19 protein-coding genes are annotated in these 23,166 nt (G+C 63.2%); 10 read left to right on the forward strand and 9 right to left on the reverse strand.

The features are described 5' to 3' along the window. Positions 1-64: 64 nt before the first annotated feature. The gene (gatB, locus tag CP556_RS03235) at positions 65-1,561 is read right to left on the reverse strand and encodes an Asp-tRNA(Asn)/Glu-tRNA(Gln) amidotransferase subunit GatB (protein WP_098724311.1); all 1,497 of its coding nucleotides are present in this window, start codon (positions 1,559-1,561) and stop codon (positions 65-67) included. Positions 1,562-1,674: 113 nt separating this feature from the next. Between gatB and CP556_RS03240 the strand changes: the two genes are divergently transcribed. Beyond that, the gene (locus CP556_RS03240; RefSeq protein WP_098724312.1) at positions 1,675-1,920 is read left to right on the forward strand and encodes an AbrB/MazE/SpoVT family DNA-binding domain-containing protein; all 246 of its coding nucleotides are present in this window, start codon (positions 1,675-1,677) and stop codon (positions 1,918-1,920) included. Next, positions 1,921-2,355 (forward strand): type II toxin-antitoxin system VapC family toxin, encoded by a 435-nt coding sequence (locus tag CP556_RS03245; protein WP_098724313.1) that lies wholly within the window; start codon positions 1,921-1,923, stop codon positions 2,353-2,355. It abuts the gene before it with no gap. Here CP556_RS03245 and CP556_RS03250 read toward each other — a convergent pair whose 3' ends face one another. Further along, positions 2,356-4,386 (reverse strand): AMP-binding protein, encoded by a 2,031-nt coding sequence (locus CP556_RS03250; RefSeq protein ID WP_098724314.1) that lies wholly within the window; start codon positions 4,384-4,386, stop codon positions 2,356-2,358. It abuts the gene before it with no gap. 2 nt (positions 4,387-4,388) lie between these two features. Continuing rightward, positions 4,389-5,246, reverse strand: coding sequence for an SDR family oxidoreductase (locus CP556_RS03255; protein ID WP_098724315.1), 858 nt, complete (start codon positions 5,244-5,246; stop codon positions 4,389-4,391). A gap of 228 nt (positions 5,247-5,474) precedes the next feature. Between CP556_RS03255 and CP556_RS03260 the strand changes: the two genes are divergently transcribed. Next, positions 5,475-6,191 (forward strand): helix-turn-helix domain-containing protein, encoded by a 717-nt coding sequence (locus tag CP556_RS03260; protein WP_098724316.1) that lies wholly within the window; start codon positions 5,475-5,477, stop codon positions 6,189-6,191. Positions 6,192-6,502: 311 nt separating this feature from the next. Here the strand turns inward: CP556_RS03260 and CP556_RS03265 are convergent, their stop codons facing one another. Genes CP556_RS03265 through CP556_RS03285 form a run of 5 tightly spaced genes read right to left on the reverse strand, consistent with a single transcriptional unit; the run spans position 6,503 to position 11,461 of the window. Then, positions 6,503-7,273 (reverse strand): ABC transporter ATP-binding protein, encoded by a 771-nt coding sequence (locus tag CP556_RS03265; RefSeq protein ID WP_098724317.1) that lies wholly within the window; start codon positions 7,271-7,273, stop codon positions 6,503-6,505. Next, complete coding sequence (locus CP556_RS03270; RefSeq protein ID WP_098724318.1) at positions 7,270-8,043, reverse strand: ABC transporter ATP-binding protein; 774 nt, start codon at positions 8,041-8,043, stop codon at positions 7,270-7,272. Before CP556_RS03270 ends, CP556_RS03265 begins: the two co-directional genes overlap by 4 nt. Before the next feature lies 1 nt (position 8,044). Continuing rightward, positions 8,045-9,187 carry a branched-chain amino acid ABC transporter permease gene (locus CP556_RS03275; RefSeq protein ID WP_098724319.1) on the reverse strand — a complete coding sequence of 381 codons (1,143 nt, stop codon included), beginning with the start codon at positions 9,185-9,187 and terminating at the stop codon, positions 8,045-8,047. Then, positions 9,184-10,104 (reverse strand): branched-chain amino acid ABC transporter permease, encoded by a 921-nt coding sequence (locus tag CP556_RS03280; protein WP_098724320.1) that lies wholly within the window; start codon positions 10,102-10,104, stop codon positions 9,184-9,186. Before CP556_RS03280 ends, CP556_RS03275 begins: the two co-directional genes overlap by 4 nt. Positions 10,105-10,132: 28 nt before the next feature. Further along, positions 10,133-11,461 (reverse strand): ABC transporter substrate-binding protein, encoded by a 1,329-nt coding sequence (locus tag CP556_RS03285; RefSeq protein ID WP_176548106.1) that lies wholly within the window; start codon positions 11,459-11,461, stop codon positions 10,133-10,135. Between the two features lie 361 nt (positions 11,462-11,822). On the opposite strand from CP556_RS03285, the gene CP556_RS03290 reads away from it, so the two are divergent. The 7 genes from CP556_RS03290 to CP556_RS03320 all read left to right on the forward strand — a co-directional run bounded on the left by CP556_RS03290 (position 11,823) and on the right by CP556_RS03320 (position 22,290). After that, entirely contained in the window at positions 11,823-14,864 is a 3,042-nt protein-coding gene (locus tag CP556_RS03290) for a PAS domain-containing sensor histidine kinase (RefSeq protein ID WP_098724321.1), read from the forward strand. Between the two features lie 224 nt (positions 14,865-15,088). Then, positions 15,089-15,400 (forward strand): DUF7518 family protein, encoded by a 312-nt coding sequence (locus CP556_RS03295; RefSeq protein WP_098724322.1) that lies wholly within the window; start codon positions 15,089-15,091, stop codon positions 15,398-15,400. Positions 15,401-15,490: 90 nt separating this feature from the next. After that, a complete protein-coding gene (smc, locus tag CP556_RS03300) occupies positions 15,491-19,081 on the forward strand; it encodes a chromosome segregation protein SMC (protein ID WP_098724323.1) in 3,591 nt (1,196 codons plus the stop codon). Then, positions 19,074-20,108 (forward strand): segregation and condensation protein A, encoded by a 1,035-nt coding sequence (locus tag CP556_RS03305; protein WP_098724324.1) that lies wholly within the window; start codon positions 19,074-19,076, stop codon positions 20,106-20,108. Before smc ends, CP556_RS03305 begins: the two co-directional genes overlap by 8 nt. A gap of 340 nt (positions 20,109-20,448) precedes the next feature. After that, positions 20,449-21,024: a DUF7342 family protein gene (locus CP556_RS03310; RefSeq protein ID WP_098724325.1), complete on the forward strand. Its 576-nt coding sequence runs from the start codon at positions 20,449-20,451 to the stop codon at positions 21,022-21,024. Continuing rightward, on the forward strand, positions 21,021-21,470 hold the full coding sequence (locus CP556_RS03315; protein ID WP_098724326.1) for a toxin-antitoxin system TumE family protein: 450 nt from the start codon (positions 21,021-21,023) through the stop codon (positions 21,468-21,470). Before CP556_RS03310 ends, CP556_RS03315 begins: the two co-directional genes overlap by 4 nt. 160 nt (positions 21,471-21,630) lie before the next feature. Further along, positions 21,631-22,290: a DUF8108 domain-containing protein gene (locus tag CP556_RS03320; protein ID WP_098724327.1), complete on the forward strand. Its 660-nt coding sequence runs from the start codon at positions 21,631-21,633 to the stop codon at positions 22,288-22,290. Positions 22,291-22,292: 2 nt separating this feature from the next. Here the strand turns inward: CP556_RS03320 and mtnP are convergent, their stop codons facing one another. Then, a complete protein-coding gene (gene mtnP, locus CP556_RS03325; protein ID WP_098724328.1) occupies positions 22,293-23,153 on the reverse strand; it encodes an S-methyl-5'-thioadenosine phosphorylase in 861 nt (286 codons plus the stop codon). Positions 23,154-23,166: the final 13 nt, after the last annotated feature.

Genomic DNA, 23,166 nt, shown 5'->3' on the forward strand with positions numbered 1-23,166 from the left:
CCGCACGTCGGTTGGTCAGGCTGAGCGAGAGAGCAAAAGCGGAACGTGACCACGAAACCGCCAATTAGCTCTCGAGTTCGGCCCGCAGCAACTGATTCACGTCACCGGGGTCCGCGCTCCCGCCGGTCTTCTGCATAACCTGGCCGACGAGGAAGTTGATCGCGCCGTCGTCGCCCGACTCGTAGTCGTCGACGGCGTCCGGGTTCTCGTCGATTGCGTCGACGACGGCCTGTTGGACTTCGTCCTCGCCGGTCTTGCCCAGTCCCTCCTCGGCGACGACTTCCTCCGGCGTTCGGCCGTCGTCCAGCATCGATCGCAGAACCGTCTCGCGGGCGTTCTTCGCCGTGATCTCGTCCTCCGCGACGAGTTCGACGAGCCGTTTGATCTCCTCGAGGCGGCCCTCGATCTCGGTGATCTCGATGTCGCGGTAGTTGAGTTCGCCCAGCAGGTTGTCCGCGACCCACGTGGCGGCGAGGTCGGGATCGAACTCGCCGGCGACGTCCTCGTAGAAGTCCGCGACCTGTTTCGTCGAGGTGAGCTTCGAGGCGGCCTCCTCGCTCAGATCGTACTCCGCCTGAAACCGCTCGCGGCGGGCCGAGGGGAGTTCGGGAATCTCGATTTCGTCTTTCCAGTCCGAGACCCGCAGCGGCGGGAGGTCCGCCTCCTCGAAGTAGCGGTAGTCCTTCTCCTCTTCCTTCGAGCGCATCGAGACGGTGATTCCCCGCGACTCGTCCCAGTGGCGGGTCTCCTGTTCGACCGCGCGCCCGCGCTGGATGGCGTTCTTCTGGCGAGTCTCCTCATAGGCCAGGGCCTTCTCCGCGCCCTTGTGACTCGAGATATTCTTGACCTCGGTCCGGTTGGCTGCCTCGAGCGCGTCCGTCCCGATCTCGTCGGTATCGTCGCCGTCGATCGCTTCGTCGGGGATGATCGAGAGGTTGGCGTCGATCCGCAGGCTGCCGTCGCGTTCGGCGTCGAAGACGCCCAGGTACTCGAGGACCTCCTCGAGTTCGGCCAGAAACGCGCGCACCTCGCCGGGACTGCGGAAGTCCGGCGCGGTGACGATTTCCATCAGCGGCGTCCCCGCGCGATTGTAGTCGACGAGGGTGTACTCCGCCGAATCGATGCCGCCACCGCCGCCGACGTGCTGGAGGCTTCCCGGGTCCTCCTCGAGGTGGGCGCGCTCGATCGCGACGGTTCGGCGCTGACCCTCGACGGAAATCTCGAGTTCGCCCTCCTGACAGATCGGCTCGTCGTACTGGGTGATCTGGAAGTTCTTGGGCAGGTCGGGGTAGTAGTAGTTCTTCCGGTGGAAGCGGGTCTCTTCGGGGATCTCGGCGTCGATCGCCTTGCCGATCTTGACGGCGGCCTCGACGGCTCCCTCGTTGAGCACCGGCAGCGCCCCCGGCAGGCCGAGACAGACCGGGCAGACGTTGTCGTTGGGCTCGTCGCTCGGCTCGGTCGAACAGCCACAGAAGATCTTCGTGTCGGTCTCCAGCTGGACGTGGACCTCGAGCCCGATGACGGTCACGAGGTCGCCCTGCTGGACGGTCTGGGCAGTCATTGAAGACCGATTCGGCCCCGCGGGGGTAAAACGTAACGGGACGCGCTCGTTTGGTCTCAACCAAATAGTGTGCCACTACACTATATTTGTATCTTCGACACCTACCGTCGAGTATGAGTACCGATCGGATCGACGCCGAAAGCAAGGTCTCCGGAAATCAGGCCAATATTCCCGCGCGAATCCGGCGGCGACTCGACATCGATGACGGCGACCGACTTCGATGGAACGTCGAGGACGATGGAACGGTCCGGGTAGAGGTCGTTCACCGTCGTGGCGGTTCGTTCGCGGATTTCACGGGATACGACGGTGACGAGGAGACTGACGCAACGACGGATCACGACGCATGGGGAGTCGAATAAATGCCGCGTGCGGTCGTCGATACGTCGGTACTGTTCACTGCGAGTTACCGTCGGGACGGGGCATACGAAGACGCGCTTCCGATTCTTCGCGGGATGGACGATCAGTCCTTACCCGAAGCCGTCATACTCGATTTCGTTCTCGCAGAGACGCTCAACGGACTGACGACGTACGCTGGTCACGATCCGTCCGTTGATTTTCTCGACCGCATAGAAGAAAACGACAGATTCCACATCGTCTCGCCAGCAGCGGATACGTTGCCGATAACAAAATCGTTGTTTCGCCGGCACAGAGGCCTTTCGTTCGTCGACGCGTGCATCGTCGCGTATATGCAAGCCAACGACATCGAATATCTGTACGCGTTCGACGACGATTTCGATCGCATCGACGACATCACTCGCCTCGAGACGGCGACCAATCCGTACGACCCGCGCTGACTACCGCGCGTCCTCGAGTTCCTCGAGCGCTGCCGGATTCTCGATGCTACTCATGTCGCCGAGATCTTCCCCGGTGTAGGCCGCCTGAATGGCCCGTCGGATAATCTTGCCCGACTGGGTCTTGGGGAACTCGTCGACGAACAGCACCTCGCGCGGGCGGAACGGTTTGCCCAGCTCCTCGCCGACCTGGGCGCGCAGTTCCTCGCGGAGGTCGTCCGTTTCCTCGACGCCCGCCTCGAGGACGACGTAGGCGACGACGGCGGTGCCGGTGGTGTCGTCGGGCGCGCCGATCGCGGCGGCCTGATTGACTGCCTCGTGGTCGATGAGCGCGCCTTCGACCTCCGCCGGACCGACCTTGCGGCCGGCCACGTTGAGGGCGTCGTCGGCGCGGCCGTGGAGGAACCAGAAGCCGTCGTCGTCCTTCTGGGCCCAGTCGCCGTGGTCCCACATGGGCGGGTCCCGGAACGTCGACCAGTACTCCTCGAGGTAGCGCTCGTCGCCCGACCAGAGCGATTTGGTCATCGACGGACAGGAGTCGCGGGCGACGAGATAGCCCCGCTCGTTGTCCTCCCGGACGGAGTTCCCCTCGCGATCGACGATGTCGATGTCCATGCCGAGGCCGGGGCCACCGAGCGTGCAGGGTTTCAGCGGTTCAGTGGGCAGCGGCGTCAGGAAACAGCCGCAGATCTCGGTCCCCCCGGAGATGTTGATGATCGGCGACTCGCCGCCGCCCACGTTCTCGTAGAACCAGTGCCAGGACTCGGGGTCCCAGGGCTCGCCCGTCGAGCCGAGGATCCGGAGCGAAGAGAGGTCGTGGCCGGAGAGCCACTCGTCCCCGTGCTTGCGGAGTGCCCGAATGGCGGTCGGTGAGATGCCGAACTGGGTGAGCTTGTGGCGGTCGATCATCTCCCAGAACCGATCCGGGTCGGGATAGTCCGGCGCGCCCTCGTACATGAAGACGGTGCCGCCGAAGGTGTGGGTCCCGATCAGACTCCAGGGCCCCATCATCCAGCCGATATCGGACACCCAGAAGAAGCGGTCGGCGGGCTTGAGGTCCATGCCGAAGTAGACCTCCTTCGGACACTGGACCTGGACACCCGCGTGCGTATGCACAATTCCTTTCGGCTTCCCCGTCGTCCCCGACGAATAGAGGAGCATCGACTCCTGACTCGAGTCGAGCGATTTCGTCTCGTACTCGTCGTCCTGACTCTCGACGGCGTCGGCCCACCACTCGTCGCGATCGTCGATCCAGGGAATTTCAGGTTCGCTGGTCGCGGAGCTGGCCCCTAATCTGTCGAAGACGATCGTGTGTTCGACGTGCCCGGCCTCCTCGATCGCCTCGTCGGCGGCGGATTTGAGGAAGACCGGGTCGCCGCGACGGTAGAAGCCGTCGCCGGTAAAGAGCACGGAACACTCGGAATCCGCGATCCGGGTAGCGGCTGCGTCGACGCCAAATCCGGAGAAGATCGGCACGGCGATCGCACCGACCTTGAAACAGCCATAGAGGATCGAGACGACTTCGGGGACCATCGGCATGTAGAGCCCCACGGTATCGTCCGTTCCGATACCGCGTTCCTCGAGCGCGTTCGCGACCCGGTTCGCTTGCCGGTGGAGTTCGTGGTAGGTCACCTCCCGGACCTCGCCATGCTCGCCCTCCCAGATGGTGGCGACTTTGTTCCGGCGCTCCTCGTCGACGGCCGCGTGGCGATCGACGACGTTGTGGGCGATGTTGAGTTCGCCGCCGGGGTACCAGTCGGTGAACTGCGGCCCGTCGCTATTATCGCGGACCTCGTCGTACTCCTCGTCAAACTCGATCCCGAGGTAGTCGACCAGTTCGTCCCAGAACCAGTCGACGCCGCTCTCGGGTTCCCCCTCGAGTTCGGTCGTCGTCCGTTCGATGAGGTCGTCGTAGTCGTCGATCCCGTACGTCTGCATGAACTCGGCGACGTTGGTCGATTCGACGAACTCCTGGCTCGGTTCGTGAGCGATCTCGTCGATATCCTCGAGACTCGGGCTGGTGTTTCCGGGCATTGTTACTCGTAGGTAAGCGTCATACCACCATCAAACAACAGGTCGCCGCCGTCGAGGTGTCGGCCGAGATCGGAGAAGCCGAGCAGGTAGAGGTTAGCGACGTCAATCGGTTCCATCATTTCCTTGACGCGGGACTGGCCGAGCATCACGTCCTCGATCACCTCGTTAACGCTGATACCGCGCTGTTCGGCGGTGTCCTCGAGCTGGGCCGTCACCAGCGGTGTCTTCACGTAACCGGTGCTGATCGAGAACGCGCGGATCTGCCCGTTGCCCTCGGCGGCGATCGACTGTGTTAGCCCGCGCAGGCCGAACTTCGAGACGTTGTAGGCGACCTTGTCGCTCGTGACGTAGTGGCCGTGGACCGAGGCCATGTTTCCGACGCAGCCCGCGCCGTCCTCGGTCTCCCGAAAGTGAGGAATACAGAGCTTCGAGAGATAGAGCGGTGCCCGGAGCATAATCCGGTGCATCGTATCGTACGTCTCCATCGGGAACTCGTCGATCGGATCGATGTGTTGCATCCCAGCGACGTTCGCGAGGTACTTGATATCACCCAGTTCGGCGCCCTCCTCGACAACCCGCTCTATGTCGTCGTCGTCGGTCAGGTTTCCGGGGATCAGCTCGATTGCCCCCTCGAGGCCGAGTTCCTCGCCGCGGTCGACGGTCCCCGCGAGACCGTCCTCGTCGATGTCCGTGGCCGCGACGGTCAGTCCGTTGCCGGCGGCGGCCAGCGCGGTCGCCCGGCCGATGCCGGAGGCGGCGCCCGTCACAAGACAGACGTTGCGATCGGTAAACGAGTCGTCCGGGAACGGATAGATGTCGTCGCGTGCCACCGTCGGTGGCGTGACGTTGTTCTGAGACATTCTCCTTCGGGTACTCGTTCGGTAGAGACGCCCTAAAACGTCTCTATTAACATATAAACGGCGACATCTACCTCGACCGACAGAGCACGAGTGAGAGTGCGAGAGAGCGGCTGTGCGCTCGTTTCGCCGGTCGTACCGAACAATCAGATACCCAGTATGTCTACCTATACAGCCCATGTATAATAACAACTATTAATACATTGTATGGCAGTGTTCCTCTCAGTAGCGATGATCGACCTCGATATCGATATGCGACAGTACGATTGTCCCTTTATCGATACGACCGACGACGTCGATATCGCGTTTTCGGCTGTCCAGTGGCAGCTCGATACCGGCGCTGAAAAGCTCGAGACGAGGCTCATCGCCAGAGCGGACTCGAGAGGCACGCTCGACGATGGCCTGCGGGTCCTTCGGGAGCATCCCAACATGCGGGACTGCTACATCCTCTCGAAGCGAGACGGCGTCGCCGAGATTGGGACGAAAATCGAGCAGACGAACGCGATGCAGTCGATCCAGCGGAACGGCGGCTACATCACCGGCCCGTTCCGAATCGAGAACGGCCGCGAACGGTGGCACATCGGCTTCGACGAGGACGAGGACGAGGATCACGCACTCGCCGAACTCGAGCGACACAACGATTTCAGCGTCGAGGACCGCGATCAGTTCGGCCCATCGACGTTGTTTGATCTCCTCGAGAACTCCGAGAGCGCAACGCAACTTCTCGAAGGCTGTCGGTCGCTGACCGAAACCGAACGCGAAACGTTCGAGGTCGCGTCACGGAACGGCTACTACGAGACGCCACGGGCGACGACGCTCGACGAACTCGCGGATCACTTCGATATCTCGAAGACAGCCGTTTCGATGAATCTGCGCCGGAGCGAGCGAAAGGTCCTTCGGGCGGCACTGGGGGCGATCGATCGAATGGAGGACGACGACCAACTCTGAGATCGGCGGGTAGAACGACGAATCGGTGCTCTATACTCTTATTCTTCGGCCGCATTTCGTACGCGGCTGTTCTCTCCACGGACGGAACGACTGCTACCAAGTACCTATCCGCAAGCGCAGTGAGGCGTTCTCCACCAGAGCGAGGTGAAACCGCGCGACTACGGCCCTTTTTCAGCGACATCCGTGAGAGTGAAACTCTCTTACGCTACCGAAAACCTCCGAGTTCCGGGAACGCGCCTCCACGGGAATGCGGCTGGCGTCTCAGACGCCGGGTGATGTTCGAGAAAAGAAGTCGCGGTCGACGGGACCGATTACTCGCCGCCGCCCTGCATGAGCATCTGGATTTCTTCGTCCGACGAGAGTTCCGCGGGATCGCCGCTGGCGACTATCTCGCCGCGTTCGATCACGTACATCCGGTCGACGATCTCCGGGACGTGACTCGCATTCGACTCGGCGATCAACACCGAGATGTCCCGATCGATGATCTCGCGAATGTAGGATTTAACGTTCTCGACGACCACCGGAGCCAGCCCCTCGAGCGGTTCGTCGAGGATGAGCAGATCCGGCTTAAGCGCGAGCGCCCGCCCGATCGCGGTCATCTTCCCCTGACCGCCGCTCAGGTTCTGCACCTCGGCGTCGCGCCGATGCTCGAGTTCGTCGAAGAGGTCGAAGATGTCCTCCACGACGGCGTCCTCGTCTTCGACCCCGCGTGCGTCCCCGGCGGTCCAGATCGGAAGCCGAAAGTTCTCTTCGACGGTCATCCCGGTGAATAGATCTCGGTTCTCCGGCTGGTAGCCGATTCCCCGCTTGGGAATCAGTTCGGGCCGCATCTCGAGTAATTCTTTCCCGTTCAACCGAATCGAGCCGTTCGTAACCGGCGTGAGCCCCATTATCGACCGGAACGTCGATGTCTTGCCGGCACCGTTACGGCCGACAAGGGCAACGGCCTCGCCCTCATTGACCTCGAGATCGACGCCGCGAGTGACCTCGAACCCCTCGACCGTCGCAGAGAGGTCCGACACCTCGAGCAACGGACCCGACGCGCCGTCACCGGCGTCGGACCCGGGTCCGAGTGTGCTCATTCGTCCACCCCCAACAGGACTCGTCTGAGTTCCGAGTCGGTCTCGAGTAGGGAGGGGTCGCCTTCTCGAAAGACCGCCCCCTCGTGGAGGACCACGAGACGATCCGCGTACTCCTTGACGAGGTCCATGTCGTGTTCGATCGTCACCGTCGTCACGTCGTCGGCCTCGCCGGCCTCGACGATCGTCTCGATTACGTACTCCTTCTCGCGAGTGGCGACGCCGGCCGTCGGCTCGTCGAGTAGCAGGTACGTCGGGTCGAGTCCGAACGACATCGCCACGTCGAGCAGTTTCCGGTCGCCGTGAGGGAGCGTCTCGGCGATCTCGTGCTGGACGTCCGTCAGGCGGAACTGTGCGAGGAGGTCGTCGATTTCGCGTTCGACGTCCTCGTGACCGTCGTCGACGGAGCGCATGCTCAGCGTCTTGCCGTGTCGGGAGAGGACCGCGATACGAAGGTTCTCGCGGACGGTCATCTCCTCGAAGACGTGGACGATCTGGAAGCTCCTGACCAGCCCCGCCTCGACGCGGTCCTCGGTGGCCATCTCCGTGATGTCCTCCTCGACGCTCGAGCCGTTCTCTCTCCCGTGGACGACAACCGACCCCTGATCGGGTTCGAGCAGTCCGGTCAGCAGATTGATGAGCGTCGTCTTGCCGGCCCCGTTCGGGCCGACGATGAACACCATCTCGCCGGCGGTCTCGCCGAACGTCAGCGAGACGTCGTCCGTAGCGCGCAGTTCTCCGAATTCCTTGCGAAGATCTCGTGCTTCGAGCATATCAGTTGACCCCGAAAACGATGATTCGAACGGTAGTTACGGCGCGAGTCACGCCCTGTCGAAGCGACGAGCCGATCGTCGCGACGTCTTCTCGGAACAGTTCGGGCTCGCGACGCCGTCGCGCCAATCCGGTGCCGATTTTCGGGATCGATCCGAGGATCCCCTCCGGCAGGAAGAGCACGACCGCGAGCAACAACAGCCCGGTCAGCGCGTTGTAGTACTCCACGTAGAACGGGGCCTGAACGAGCATGTAGACGAGCACGACCCCGCCGACGACCGGGCCGACGAGCGTTCCGAATCCGCCGAGGATCGCCATGAACAGGATCTCCCCCGACACGAACGCGTAGAGGGTCGGCTCCGGACTGACGTGCAACTGCAGGAGCGCGAACAGTCCGCCGGCGAGCCCGCCGTAGATACCCGAGATCACGAACGCAACCCAGACGTACTTCTCGACCGGGATGCCGACGAATCTGGCTCGCGTGCGGTTCTGTCCGATGGCGTCCAGCGCCCGGCCGAACGGCGAGTTAACGAGCTTCCACATCACGAGCAGCGAGACGACGAGCACGACCACCGTGAAGTAGTACAGGATCAGGTCGTACCCCGTCGACGTCCACTGGAGGCCGAACAGCGTCGGCGGGTTCAGCCCGTCGGGACGGACGCTGAGCCCGTCGCTGAAGTTGAAGTAGCCGCTCTGCAGGACGAACGCGTACAGCACTTGGTTGAACGCGAGCGTCAGCAGCGCGAAGTAGATATCGAGGTAGCCGGCCACGAAGTAGCCGATCAGTACCGAGATCGTCGTCGCCGCGAGAACGCCCCCGAGGAGCAACAGGAGGCCGCTCGAGACGTTGAAGTGCGACGCCAGCACCGCGGCGCCGTAGGCACCGACGCCGAAGAACGCCGCGTGACCGAACGAAACGAGTTCGGTGTGGCGAAGCAGCAGGTTCAGTCCGACCGCCGCGAGACCGAACAGGATCCCGCGGTGAATCGCCTGGAACGAGAGGCTGGTCAACCGCGCGATGTCCGGGACCACAAAGAGGACTGCGAGTCCGACGACCGCAAGGATCGACTGACTTTTCGTCAGTTCCATGCCCTCCGAGAGGCGCACGCGGGTCTCACCGTCCCGCTCGACGAAGAAGCGACTCACTGGATCTCACCCCATGTTCCGTACAGGCCCTCGGGCCTGACCAACAGGACGAGCACCATCAGGAGGAACGGCACCGCCAACTCGAGTTGCGGGTATTCCGACGTCACGACGCGGCTGGAGACGCCGACCAGAATCGCGCCGACGAACGCCCCCTTCAGGCTCCCGAGCCCGCCGATAACGATCACGACGAACGACAGTACAAGCCAGTTGAGGCCCATCCCGAGAGAGGCGCTACTCGGCCCGATACTGACCATCGCGCCGCCGAAGCCGGCGAAGAACGCGCCGATGGCGAACACGAGCGTGAACATGCGGTCCGTGCTGACGCCGATCGCCGTCGACATCTCCCGGTTGATGGCGGTCGCCCGCACGATGCGACCGGTCTTCGTCCGATCGAAGAACCAGACGAGCCAGACGAACACCGCGACGCCGACTAGAATGACGAGGACGTTGTACGAGGGGTAGCTGAAGCCGACGAGTTCCGTCGTCGGAATCTTGTTGATGCCGCTGAAGACCCCCATGTCGACCGGCGACGGTCCCCAGACGAACTTCATCACGTCGGTGAGGACAAGCAGCAGTCCGTACGTCAGCAGGAGCTGATAGACCTCGTTCCGATCGTAGATCGGTCTAATGAACGTCGCCTCGAGCGCGCCGCCGACCGGCAATAACACGGCCGCGGCCGCGAGCGAGCCGGCGAGGACGACGAGCCCGAAGACGATCGCGGTCGCGGGGCCGGTCGGGGCCGCGACCTGTCCGGCGAAGAAGCCGACGATACTGAAGGCACAGAACGCACCCAGTGCATACAGTTCACCGTGTGCGAGGTTGAGGATGCCGAGGACGCCGAAGATGATCGTCATCCCCGACGCGATCATGAACAGCACCGAGCCGTAGTAGAGCCCGTTGAGTACGTGTTCGAGCATAGTTACTGAAAGCGGTTTCGCACGGCGTTCACCAGCTCCCGATCCAGTCGGCAGAGACCTCGCCCGGCGGCGGCGAGACGTTCTTCGCCGCGAAGACGCTCACGTCAGAGAGCGCCGCCGCGTCGTGTTCGTCCGACCAGGCCAGTTCGCCGAAGTGGGCGTTGGAATAGCCCTGATGGTCTGCGCCGATGGTGTGGTACCCCGCCGGCGTGAAGAAGCCGTGATTCTCGAGGATCGTCGCGAGTTCCTCCTGTTCCGGCCAGCGGCCGAGGAGACGGACGGCCTTCTCGGCGGCCGTCGCCCACGCCGTCACCGCGCCGTAGCCGCTCATGAAGTGGGCCGTCGGAACGACGCCGTACTCGCTCTGAACCTCGTCGACCAGGTCCGCGGCCGGACTCCACCGGTCGGTCGACGGTTCGCCCCAGTAGAAGTTCCGCGATCCCGAGTAGATCGGCCCCTGAACCAGGTCTTCGCTCATGTCGTTGGCCGAGCCGTAGAGGACCGGCCCGACCAGCAGGTCGACGTTGTCGAAAATGTCGTTGGCGTGACCCTGCTCGAGCAGCAGCGTCGCGTCGCCGCCCCAGCAACTCGAGAAGACGACGTCGGGTGCCTGCCCGTTGACCTCGGTGATGTGAGTGGACATGTCGCTGGCACCCAGCTCCGGGAACCCGCTGTACACCTGTTCCGCCCCGGTAAGCTTCTCGATCCCCTGCGAGAACAGCTTCATCTCGTCCTGCCCAAACGCGTAGTTGGGGTTGATGCCCGCGTACGTGTCGATGGAGTCCGCACCGAGGACTTCGACCGCCTGCTCGACCGCCGCGAGCGCCTCCATCACGTCGTGGTTCTGGAACCGGAACGAGTAGGTCACGTCCGGGAAGTCCTCCTCGTAGAGGGTCGTCACCGTCCCGTCCGTCGAGACGTTGATGACCTCCTGAGCCTCGATCTCCGGGACCATCTCCGCGTGGCCGCTGCTCGAGATCGGGCCGAAGGTAACGTCTTTCCCCTCGTCAACGAACTGCTGGTAGTTCGTGAGGTACGCCCCGCCCTCCTCAACGACATCGAGATTCATTTCGCGGCCGGCGATCCCGTCGTTCTCGTTGATCCGACGAACCGCGGTTTCGGCTCCATACCGGGCCTGGACACCGAGAACCGCCGGTGCGCCCTCGGTGAACGTCTGTAGCCCGGATTCGACCGGTTCGTCCGGAACGTCCGCGTTCGCCAGCGAATCGTCCTCGCCCTCGAGCAGTTCCGTACAGCCGGCCAGTGCGACCGCGAGCGCCGAGCCGCCGACGGTTTTCAGTAGCGTTCGTCTATCGATACCACCCGACTCCGTACCTGCGGTTGATCTACTTATCATAGCTAGTATACACCGTTCACTGGCTGTTGCGCCATACATATGACACTCACTACCAATCCAAATAGGCGAATGTGTACATGTTAACAACGCAGCTGTCATATCGAACTCAATATAGTAGCCACTGAAAGTCATTGCACGCCTGATCGACCGACAGCTGTCCGATCTGTGTGTGAATCGTTTCAGTGGCGACTATAGGTCCACGAATCACGACGGCGCTTCGAATCGACGTGCTGTCGCACCGGGATAGTCGCGAGAGGGTCGGTGGTGACACTCGGTGACAGAGCGGCGGTGTGACCGTGGCGTGTATAACCACCCCAGAGCGACGAGGGGTTTTTTCTTTCTCAGTGCTTATCGAAAAGTCATGAGTACTCGAGCGGGCGCGGACGGCGGGGCATTCTGGGGGGATGCCGACGACGACGTTGCGCTCCACCGGTATCGGACACTCGTCAACACGATCGACGACGGCATTTACCAGGTCGATACGGACGGACGCTTCGTCGCGGTCAACGACGTCATCGTCGAGGCGACCGGCTATACGCGCGACGAACTCCTTGGCGAGCACGTCTCGCTCGTGCTCGCCGATAGCGATATCGAACGAATCGAGCGCGAGATTTCGAGCCGAATCGACGCACCCAACGACGACGACATCGCGACGTTCGATATCACCGTCAGAACTGTCGACGGTGACACGATACCCTACGAACTGCGGATCAACCTCCTTCTGGAAGACGGCACGTTCCGGGGCTCCATCGGCGTCGCCCGCAACCGTACCGAGGAACAGTGCCGACAGGAGTCGCTCGCATCGGCGGTGGAATCGTACGATTCGATCACGAGCATCATCGACAAAGCAGATATCGGCGTCTGTATCCTCGACGAGAACTGCGAGATCACGTGGGCCGACGAGACCATCGAGCAGTACTTCGCTCTCGATCACGAGCGTCTCATCGGGCGAAACAACCGGACGGTCATCGACGAGACCCTCAAACACAGGTTTGCCGATGCCGATTCGTTCGCCGAGACTGTCCTCTCGTCGTACGACGACGATCACTACGTCGACCGCCTCGAGTGTCGGGTCGTGGACGACGGGACCGACCTCGAGGACCGATGGCTCCGATACCAGAGTAAACCGATCGAATCGGGGGAGTTCTCCGGCGGCAGAGTTGAATTTTACTACGATATCACCGATCAGAAGCAGTCCGAGGAGGACTTAGAAGAGAACAGGGAAGCGTTTCAGTCCCTGGTCGACGCCGTCGAGGAGTACGCGATCTTTCGGCTGGACGCGGATGGTCACGTCCTCACCTGGAACAGGGGTGCGCGGACTCTCAAGGGCTACGACCGCGAGGAGATCGTCGGCGAGCACTTCTCGACGTTTTACACCGATGCGGATCGAGCGGCGAACGTTCCCGAACGAAACCTCGAGCGAGCGCTCGAGACCGGCTCCGCCGAGGACGAAGGGTGGCGCGTCCGAGAGGACGGGACGCGGTTCTGGGCGAACGTGACGATCACGCCGGTTCGGGACGGTGACGGCACCCATCGGGGCTATCTGAAGGTAACTCGCGATATGACGGACCGCTGGGAGCGCGAGCAGGAACTCGAGAGCGAGCTCCAGCGCATTCTCGGGCGGATCTCCGACGCCTTCTACGCGGTCGATGACGAGTTCCGATTCACGCACGTCAACGAGCGCGCCGCCGAACTCCTCCAGCATACCGAGGAGGAGCTACTCGGCGAACAGCTCTGGGAGGTGTTTCCGGATCTCCGTGACCTCGACGAGGTCTGGGACGCCTTCCACACGGCACTGGAGACGCAGGAGCCGACCAGCTACGAACTGTACTACGACACGCTTGACTTCCGTGTCGAAGCGAACCTCTACCCCTCCGAGACCGGGATCTCGGTGTACTTCCGCGACGTCACCGAACGCAGAGAGCGCGAGCAGGAACTCGAGCAGACGGAGCGGCGCTTCGAAGCGATCTTCGAAGATCCGAACATCCTCGTCGGGCTGCTCGAGCCCGACGGGACTGTGCTGGATATCAACGGGACGGCGATGGAGTACATCGACGCCGACCTCGCGGACGTGACCGGCGAGCCGTTCTGGGAGACGCCGTGGTGGGGAGAGGGCGAGGACGTTCGGTCTTCGGTCAGGGAGTGGACCGAGCGCGCGGCGGCCGGCGAATACGTCAACTTCGAGGCCGACCTCACGCGACCGGACGGCGAACAGTACACGCTCAACGGCGTCTTCAGGCCCGTCACGAACGACGAGGGTGACGTCGTGTCGATCGTCGTCTCGGACCGCGACGTCACGGAGCGAAAGAAGCGCGAACGCGAACTCGAGGAGTCCGAGCAGCGCTACCGTACCCTCGCCGAGCACTTCCCGAACGGCGTCGTCACCCTCTTCGACCACGACCTCGAGTACACGCTGGTCGCGGGGCAGGGCTTCGACAAGATACCCGTGGATCCGGCAGAAGCCGAGGGGGAACAGTTCGACGACGTCTGGCCCGAAGAAACGAGCGAGATGCTCGAGCCCGCGCTTCGGGCCGCACTCGAGGGAGAGGAGCGAACGGTCGAACTCGAGTACGCCGGCCGGGAGTGGGTGATCTACTCGGTTCCGATCACCGACACCCGAGGAGACGTTTTCGCCGGCGTGACGATGGCCCACGACATTACCGAACGCAAGGAGTACCAGCGCAGGCTCGAGGAGACGATCGACCGGCTCGAGGAGTCCAACCGTCGGTTGGAACAGTTCGCCTACGCGGCCTCCCACGACCTGCAAGAGCCCCTGCGGATGGTCTCGAGTTACCTCCAGCTCATCGAGAGCCGCTACGCCGACGAACTCGACGAGGACGGCGAAGAGTTCCTCGCGTTCGCGGTCGACGGTGCCGACCGAATGCGCGACATGATCGATGGACTGCTGGCGTACTCTCGAGTCGAGACGCAAGGGGATCCGATCGAACCCGTCGACCTCGATTCGGTCCTCGAGAGCGTGCTCGCGGATCTCCAGCTCCAGATCGAGGAGACGGACGCCGAAATAACGACCGACACGCTCCCCCGCGCCGAGGGCGACGCGGCCCAGTTGCGACAGGTGTTCCAGAACCTGCTGAGTAACGCCCTCGAGTACAGCGGCGACGAGCCGCCGCAGGTTTCCGTCGACGCCGAACGCCGGGGACGAGAGTGGGTGATTTCGGTGCACGACGAGGGCATCGGGATCGATCCCGACGATCAAGAGCGCGTGTTCGAGGTCTTCCAGCGCCTCCACAGCCGCGAGAAGTATTCCGGGACGGGGATCGGCCTCGCGCTCTGTCAGCGAATCATCGAACGCCACGGCGGCGAGATCTGGGTCGACTCCGAACCGGGTGAGGGCGCGACGTTCTCCTTCACGCTTCCCGCGGCGGACGATTTCGAGCCGTAAGTCCACCGATCGTCTCGTTTTCACTCGCGATTCGTCACGTCCCTTCCCGCCGCCACAGTCTGTCTACCTCTCACACTGGCCGTCACAGTCTCTACAGTCATCCCTTTCAGCGGGCGGTCGGTACCGGATCTGCAGCCAGTGCAAACGCGGCATGGCCGATATATGTAAAATTTATTATGTACGTCTGACGTACGTTTATGTGGCCGGACGGGCCCCTAGTTGATATGTCGAACAACCGCGTCGAGACGCTCGAATCGACGGTTGCGGAACTCGAGTCGACGGTAGAGGGTCTGACGGACGAACTTATCGAGGCGAAAGAGCGGATCCGCGTCCTCGAGGCCGAGCTGGACGCCGACACGCCGACGCGCGTCCCCGAACGTCGCAGCGAGGAGACTGCAGCGACGGCAGACGAGACGCCCGAAGCGGAACCCGACGAGGTCGCCGAAGCGGCGGCAGACGCCGAAGGGAAGGTCGAGGAAGAAGCGACCGATGACGAAGCGGAAGACTCAGGTAGCGACGACATTATCGTCGCATAACTGCGGCCGACACAACGGAAGGGGGTGCTGCGGAGGGATTGATTCCCTCGTTTCGGCAGCTACTGACGGTATGGAGGTCGCGTAAAGAGAATGTATATCAAAGCGATCGTCCTCGACAATTTCAAGAGTTTCGGTAGAAAGACGAAGATCCCGTTCTACGAGGATTTCACCGTCGTTACGGGTCCGAACGGCTCCGGGAAGTCGAACATCATCGACGCCGTCCTCTTCGCGCTCGGACTGGCCCGCACCCGCGGGATTCGCGCCGAGAAGCTGACGGACCTCATCTACAACCCCGGTCACGAGGGCGAGGAGACCGCGAGCGGCCCCCGCGAAGCCACCGTCGAGGTGATTCTCGACAACTCCGAGGGCACCCTCGATCGATCGCAGGTCGTCAACGCCGCGGGCAGCGACGACGTCGGCGACGTCGACGAGATTCGCATCCGCCGGCGAGTGAAAGAGACCGAGGACAACTACTACTCCTACTACTACCTCAACGACCGCTCGGTCAACCTCTCTGACATTCAGGACCTGCTCGCACAGGCCGGGATCACCCCGGAGGGGTACAACGTCGTCATGCAGGGCGACGTCACCGAGATCATCAACATGACGCCTCACGCCCGCCGAGAGATCATCGACGAGATCGCGGGCGTCGCGGAGTTCGACGCCAAGAAGGAAGACGCCTTCGGCGAACTCGAGACGGTCCAGGAACGGATCGACGAGGCCGAACTCCGCATCGAGGAGAAACGCGACCGCCTCGACCAACTCGCGGACGAACGCCGGGAGGCCATGCGATACCGCCGGCTCCGCCGCGAAAAAGAGGAGTACGAGGGCTACAAGAAAGCCAGCGAACTCGAGGAGAAACGCGCCGAACTCGCGTCGGTCGAGCGCGAGGTCGACGACCTCGAGGACGAACTCCGGGAGCTCCAGCGCGAACTCGACGAGCGCGAGGGGACGGTCGTCCGCCTCCAGGAAGACCTCGAGGACCTGAACGCGGACATCGAGCGCAAGGGCGAGGACGAACAGCTCCGGATCAAAAGCGAGATCGAGGAGATCAAAGGCGACATCTCGCGGCTCGAGGACAAGATCGAGGCCAGCGAGGAGGCGATCGAGGAGGCCGAATCCAAGCGCCGCGAGGCGTTCGTCCAGATCGACCGCAAGCAGGAGACGATCGACGACCTCACCGACGAGATGCGCGAGCACAAACTCGAGAAGGCCTCGATCAAGAGCGAGATTCAGGAACGCGAGGCCGAACGCGACGAACTCGAGGCCGAAATCGATGCCGTCGATACCGAGTTCGACGAACTCAAGACTGATCTGGCCGAGCGCAAGGAGCAACTGGAGGACGTGAAGATGGAGCGGAACGACCTCCAGCGCGAACAGGACCGCCTGCTCGACGAGGCCCGGCGACGGTCGAACAACATCAGCGAGAAAGCGCAGACGATCGAGGAGAGACGCGAGGAGCTCCCCGAACTCGAGAGCCAGCGCGGCGACCTCGAGCGGGAACTCGAGAAGGCCGAGCGGAACCGCGCGAACATCGCGGAGGTCGTCGACGACCTCAAGAGCGAGAAGCGACGGCTGCAGTCCGATATCGACGAGCTCGACGACGAGATCCAGGCCAAACAACAGGAGTACGCCGAACTCGAGGCCAACGCGGGCGAGAGCGGCGACTCCTCGTTCGGTCGCGCGGTGACGACGATCCTCAACTCGGGGATCGATGGCGTTCACGGCGCGGTCGCCCAGTTGGGGACCGTCCCCGGCGAGTACGCGGTCGCCTGCGAGACCGCCGCCGGCGGTCGGCTGGCGAACGTGATCGTCGACGACGACGTCATCGGCCAGCAATGTATCGAGCACCTCAAGTCCCGAAACGCGGGGAGAGCGACCTTCCTGCCGCTGACGGACATGAGCCAGCGTCGACTCCCCAACGCGCCGAGCGATCCGGGGATCGTCGACTTCGCGTACAACCTCGTCGACTTCGATGATGAGTACTCGGGGGTCTTCTCCTACGTCCTCGGTGACACGCTGGTCGTCGAGGACATCGAGACCGCCCGCTCGTACATGGGCGACTATCGGATGGTCACGCTCGACGGCGACTTAGTCGAGAAGAGCGGGGCGATGACCGGCGGCTCCGGCGGCGGCTCGCGCTACTCCTTTACCGGCGGCGGCGAGGGCCAACTCGAGCGCGTCGCAAAACAGATCACGGAACTGCAGGAAGAACGGAAGTCGCTTCGCGAGGACTCCCGCGGCGTCGAGGAGCGACTCGACGACGCCCGCGACCGCAAGAGCGACGCGGCCGACGAAGTTCGGTCGATCGAGTCCGAACTCGAGGGCCTCGAGGAGAAACGCGAGGCGATCGAGACGGAGATCGAATCCCTCGAGTCGGACCTCGAGGAGCTCCGCGAGGAGCGCGAATCGGTCGACGAGCGGATGAACGAGATCTCCGACGATATCGACGCGAAGACGGCGACGGTCGAGGAACTCGAGGCGGATATTTCCGATCTCGAGCGCGAGCTCGCGGACTCGAAGATCCCCGAGCTGACCGACCAGATCGAGGCGCTCGAGGCCGAGATCGACGAGCGCGAGGACCGCATTCAGGAACTCGACAATGAACTCAACGAGCTGAGCCTCGAGAAGGAGTACGCCGAGGACGCCATCGAGGACCTCCACGACGACATCGAGGCCGCGCAAAACCGGACGGCCGAGCACGAAGACCGAATCGATGAGTACGAGGCGGAAATCGACGGGAAACGCGAGACGCTCGAGGCGAAACACGAGGCCGTCGCGGAACTCGAAGCAGAGCTCACGGAACTGAAATCCGAGCGCAGCGACCTCAAGGAGGAACTGTCCGAGGCTCGGACGGACCGCGACAAACAGCAGGATCGGGTCAACACCGTCGAAAGCAAACTCGAGGACGCCGGCGAGCGCGCGAGCAGCCTCGAGTGGGAGATCGAGTCCCTCGAATCGGAGGTCGGCGACTACGACCCCGAGGACGTGCCGGATCACGACACCGTCCTCGAGATGATCGACTACCTGCAGGCGGATATGGAGGCGATGGAGCCGGTGAACATGCTCGCGATCGACGAGTACGACGAGGTCCGGAGCGATCTCGAGACGCTCGAGGAGGGCAGGGAAACGCTGGTCGAAGAGGCCGACGGCATTCGCGAGCGGATCGAGCAGTACGAGACCCAGAAGAAGCAGACGTTCATGGACGCCTACGACGCGATCGCCGCCCACTTCACCGAGATCTTCGAGAAGCTGTCGGAGGGGACGGGGACGCTCCACCTCGAGGACGAGGACGATCCGTTCGACGGCGGGCTGACGATGAAGGCACAGCCGGGGGACAAGCCGATCCAGCGCCTGGACGCGATGTCCGGCGGCGAGAAGTCGCTGACCGCGCTCGCCTTCATCTTCGCGATCCAGCGGCACAACCCGGCCCCGTTCTACGCGCTCGACGAGGTCGACGCCTTCCTCGACGCCGTCAACGCCGATCGGATCGGCGAGATGGTCGACGAACTCTCCGACAAGGCCCAGTTCGTCGTCGTCTCCCACCGGTCGGCGATGCTCGATCGCTCCGAGCGGGCGATCGGTGTGACGATGCAACAGGATAACGTGAGCGCTGTTACTGGAATCGATCTGAGCGACGGCGGCGACGGCAGCGGGGAGGAGGTGCCGGTCAGTGACTAATCACGACGACTTTTATACTGATGGGGGGGACGAGATCCCCCTCGACATCGCGGGCCACGAGGACCGCGAGCGCCCCGGGGACGCGGACTCGAGCACGGACGACGATTCCGACGACGAGAGCCCACCGGTCGGGGCCGACGGTTCCGTCCTCGAGTTCGCGGACGTCGAAACGGCCACGGAGACGTCCGAAGGCGACGAAAACGGCGAAGAGGAGGAGACGGTCGAGCCCGTCGAATTGCTCGTTCAGCTCGCGAAGGACGGCGACATCGACCCGTGGGACATCGACATCGTCGCGGTCACCGACAAGTTCCTCGAGGCGATCGACGAGGTCGACCTGCGAACCTCCGGGCGGGCGCTGTTCTACGCGAGCGTCCTCCTGCGGATGAAAAGCGACGAGCTGTTCGCCACCGACGAGCCCGACGAGGAGGAGCTCCCGCCGTGGGAAGCGCCCTTCGCCGACGACGGGCCGATGGACCCGGCAGACGATGACGGACGGGAGTATCCGCCGGGATTCGATCCCGTCGAGAACCTCGAGGAGGAGATGGAGCGCCGCCTCGAGCGAAAGCACGCCCGCGGGAAGCCGGAGACGCTGGACGAACTGGTCCGCGAGCTTCGGACCGCCGAGCGCGACACCTGGTGGAAGGAGTCGCGAAGTTACGATACGAGCGACTCGCCGAAGGGGTACGATCGTGGCGTGCAGGAGCTGAACTACCACTCGGGCGACGACTTCCGGGTCGACGACGAGCCGACCAGCGACGACGTGACCCACACGACCCACGAGGAGGACATTGAGGCGGTCATCGACGACGTCGAGACGGAACTCGAAGACCGCTACGAGCGAGGCCGCGACGAGGTGCTGTACGCCGAAATCGACGGTGTCGGCGGGACGCGCGTCATGACCTACCTCGCGCTGCTCTTTCTGGCCCATCGGGGGACGGTGACGCTCGAGCAGGACGAACTGTTCGGCGACCTCTGGGTCAAGGAGGCTACAGTGGAGGCGGAGGCAAGCGAAGCGATCGCCGACTGAGTGTTCTGAACCGGTTCGTTGTTCGGCTCGAGTAGCGCTACGTGACGGTTGTCACAGCGCCACGTCTGCCGGCCGCTCAACTGTCCGCTCGATGAATCGGGACGATGATCGGAGACCGGGATAGTCGGGAGCGGTCCGATACGGTCGCCGCATCTGTAGACGCCGTTCGTGCAGGCGATACCGATTTAGCTGAATCACGAGCGCGCCGTCCACGAGTGACCGTCGGAACCGATCGGCTGTTCCGCAGGTGATGATACCGTGCGTCCGTTCACCGACCGTGAAGGTCGAGAGATATTCCGTCGAGAGAAGATTTATTCCGCTTCGGCTCGACGCAGTAGCTATGGACGAACCGAACTCGGAACTGACGGCGAGTGCTGAGGAACGCGCAGAATCGCCGGAGTTCGATTCGCTGACGCCGACTGCGGAAGTCGTTCACGGTGATCGCACGCGCGACGACTTCTTTGATGCGGTTCTCGGACTGGATAGTCCAGCGACGGTCGGTGATGTCGCCGAGTACGCCGGTCACGGGGTAGACGCGGCACGGGAGTACTTGGAGTGGTTCCACCGGATGGGAATCGTCACACGGGTCACCGAGTCGCCAGCGACGTATGAGCGGAATCAGGAGTACCTGAACTGGCGGCGCGTCCAGCGACTCCGGGATCGACACACGACTGATGAACTCCTGGACTACCTGGCCGCGGAGACGGAGCGCGACGAGGAGTACGGTGAGATGTTCAAGGTCGACTCCCCGAACGCGGTTTCGATCGCCGCTCGCGCCTCGGAGACCGGTCGCTCGGTCGAGGAGGTCTGGGAAGACGTTTCCGCGTGGAAGACGACTCGTCGTCGGATCAGCCTTCTCGAGCGGGCGTTGACGACTGATTCCGGCGATTCAGCTACGGAACGAACCGCCGTATGACCGACCGAAACGACGGGATGGGAACACCTGAAGACAGCGGCGGAGCACCGGTTGATTTCGACCGGCTCGAGGTCATCGCGGAACGGTTGTCTACTGACGAACGATTCGACGAGATTAGGGTACAGCCGTCGTTCGCACCGGATCGGGTGGTGGGCGTATACGATTCCAGTTTCTACCCGCGCAGCGTTCACACGGCCCGCCTGGAGATCGTGTGGTTCGAGAACGGGGACTGTTCGCTTCAGTACCACGAAACGCATGACGAGGGAACGTTCGATCATCGGTGGGATCGACATCCGTCCGACCACAACGCACGTGACCACGTGCACCCAGGTCCCGACGCGCCGACACCGGGGACCGACTCGTCACACCCGCCAGATTGGCGCGATATCCTCTCGATGGTACTCGCGGAAATCGAAGACCGGCAACGAGCGTTCTGGGTCGAGTGAGTGAAAGAGCGTCAGTTCGTGACTTCGACGGTTCGTACCCCATTGAACGCCGGATATTCGATACCGCGCTCGGCTATCGACCGGCAGTCGTACTGACTCCCGATTCGGTCTCCTCGAGCGCCCACAAGCGTTTAGCCCGCACCGGCGAAACCTCGAGTCGATGACGAGGCCGGACGATGTCCTCTTTCGGAGTCGCGTCGAGACGTTCGCGCTGGTTCGGAAGCTGCTGCCAATCGCCCTCCTCGCGGGGGCCCTGGTCGGGCCGCTGTACCGGTTCGAGCCGACGGTCGCGATGTGGATTTCTGCCGTGAGTTTCCTGGTGGTCCTTGTCGGTCTCCTCCTCGTAAGCCGCCTCCCGCTGTATCCGGCTCACACCTTCGGGATCGAGTACCGATTCGAGGAGGAGCCGTTCGACACCGGTCGGCGACAGTGCGTCCGCTGTGGCGTGCTGGCCGAATCCGGCACGCACCGCCGCTACGCTCGACAGATCGTCGTCCTCGGCGTGCCGCTTCACACCCTCGAGTGGGGGAGCAACGACTTCTGTGGCGACTGCGTCGCGCTCGGGGACGCCATCGACTCGCGTCCCGAGGCCGAGCGAACCGCGGTACCGGATCCGTCGCCGACCCAATCGACGGCGCGTGAACCGGGCCGAAGTCGAAATGCAGAACAGGAACGGGAACGGGAACGAGAACGAGCAACGGGATCGCCGTCAGGCGACGGGATGCGGTCGGACGAAGAACCGCCGCGCCTCGAGCGGGCCCAGCGCATCGACCGAAGCGACGAGACGACCGCGCTGGAGCTCAGGCGCGCGTTCGACTAGACTCACTCGAGGTAGTCGCCGGCCAGCAGGTAGACGCGCTCGAGCGTCTCTTCGGGGATCGCCTCCTGTGGCGTGTTGATCGTCCCCTCGAGGGCACTCCAGGCCTCGCTCTCGAAGTCCTCGGGCATCGTTCGGATGGCGCGTTCGACGACTGCGTTGATCGCGTCCTGATTGGCCGCGGCGTTCTCGAGGACCTCCTCGAGGGTGACCTCGCTGTCTTGCTTCCAGACGTCGTAATCGGTGACGCCGGCGACGGTGGCGTAGCTCAGCTCGGCCTCGCGGGCGAGTTTGGCCTCCGGGATGGCGGTCATACCGACGATGTCCCAGCCCTGGTCGCGGTAGAACTCGCTCTCGGCCCGGGTAGAGTACTGCGGGCCTTCGATGCAGACGTACGTGCCGTCTTCCTGGGTTTTCGTTCCGCCGTCGGTCGCTTCCCGTGCCGATTCCGCGAGGTGGGAGACCAGTTCGGGACAGTACGGATCGGCAAAGCCCATGTGGACGACCATGCCGTCGCCGAAGAAGGTGGGCGTGCGGTGTTTGGTTCGGTCGAAGATCTGGTCGGGAATAACCAGCGTTCGCGGCGGCAGGTCCTCGCGCAGGCTCCCGACCGCGTTCGTGGCGATGACACGGTCGACGCCGACCGATTTGAGCGCGTAGATGTTCGCCCGATAGGCCGCGTCGGTCGGCGGATGCTGATGGTTCTCGCCGTGACGCGGGAGGAACGCGACGTCTCGCCCAGCGAGTTCACCGCGGGTGACCGCCTCGCTCGGCTCGCCGTACGGTGTCGAGATTTCCTCTTTGCGGGTGTTCTCGAGTGGCAGTGCGTCGTAGATGCCGCTGCCGCCGATTACGCCGATCGTCATGGCGAGAGATGGG

Source organism: Natrinema sp. CBA1119, from assembly GCF_002572525.1.
Classification (GTDB): Archaea; Halobacteriota; Halobacteria; order Halobacteriales; family Natrialbaceae; genus Natrinema.

Excerpts from the sequence above, each read along its gene's own strand:
- gatB (WP_098724311.1), bottom strand. The coding sequence starts at position 1,561 with ATGACTGCCCAGACCGTCCAGCAGGGCGACCTCGTGACCGTCATCGGG.
- CP556_RS03240 (WP_098724312.1), top strand. The coding sequence starts at position 1,675 with ATGAGTACCGATCGGATCGACGCCGAAAGCAAGGTCTCCGGAAATCAG.
- CP556_RS03245 (WP_098724313.1), top strand. The coding sequence starts at position 1,921 with ATGCCGCGTGCGGTCGTCGATACGTCGGTACTGTTCACTGCGAGTTAC.
- CP556_RS03250 (WP_098724314.1), bottom strand. The coding sequence starts at position 4,386 with ATGCCCGGAAACACCAGCCCGAGTCTCGAGGATATCGACGAGATCGCT.
- CP556_RS03255 (WP_098724315.1), bottom strand. The coding sequence starts at position 5,246 with ATGTCTCAGAACAACGTCACGCCACCGACGGTGGCACGCGACGACATC.
- CP556_RS03260 (WP_098724316.1), top strand. The coding sequence starts at position 5,475 with ATGATCGACCTCGATATCGATATGCGACAGTACGATTGTCCCTTTATC.
- CP556_RS03265 (WP_098724317.1), bottom strand. The coding sequence starts at position 7,273 with ATGAGCACACTCGGACCCGGGTCCGACGCCGGTGACGGCGCGTCGGGT.
- CP556_RS03270 (WP_098724318.1), bottom strand. The coding sequence starts at position 8,043 with ATGCTCGAAGCACGAGATCTTCGCAAGGAATTCGGAGAACTGCGCGCT.
- CP556_RS03280 (WP_098724320.1), bottom strand. The coding sequence starts at position 10,104 with ATGCTCGAACACGTACTCAACGGGCTCTACTACGGCTCGGTGCTGTTC.
- CP556_RS03285 (WP_176548106.1), bottom strand. The coding sequence starts at position 11,461 with ATGATAAGTAGATCAACCGCAGGTACGGAGTCGGGTGGTATCGATAGA.
- CP556_RS03290 (WP_098724321.1), top strand. The coding sequence starts at position 11,823 with ATGAGTACTCGAGCGGGCGCGGACGGCGGGGCATTCTGGGGGGATGCC.
- CP556_RS03295 (WP_098724322.1), top strand. The coding sequence starts at position 15,089 with ATGTCGAACAACCGCGTCGAGACGCTCGAATCGACGGTTGCGGAACTC.
- smc (WP_098724323.1), top strand. The coding sequence starts at position 15,491 with ATGTATATCAAAGCGATCGTCCTCGACAATTTCAAGAGTTTCGGTAGA.
- CP556_RS03310 (WP_098724325.1), top strand. The coding sequence starts at position 20,449 with ATGGACGAACCGAACTCGGAACTGACGGCGAGTGCTGAGGAACGCGCA.
- CP556_RS03315 (WP_098724326.1), top strand. The coding sequence starts at position 21,021 with ATGACCGACCGAAACGACGGGATGGGAACACCTGAAGACAGCGGCGGA.
- CP556_RS03320 (WP_098724327.1), top strand. The coding sequence starts at position 21,631 with ATGACGAGGCCGGACGATGTCCTCTTTCGGAGTCGCGTCGAGACGTTC.
- mtnP (WP_098724328.1), bottom strand. The coding sequence starts at position 23,153 with ATGACGATCGGCGTAATCGGCGGCAGCGGCATCTACGACGCACTGCCA.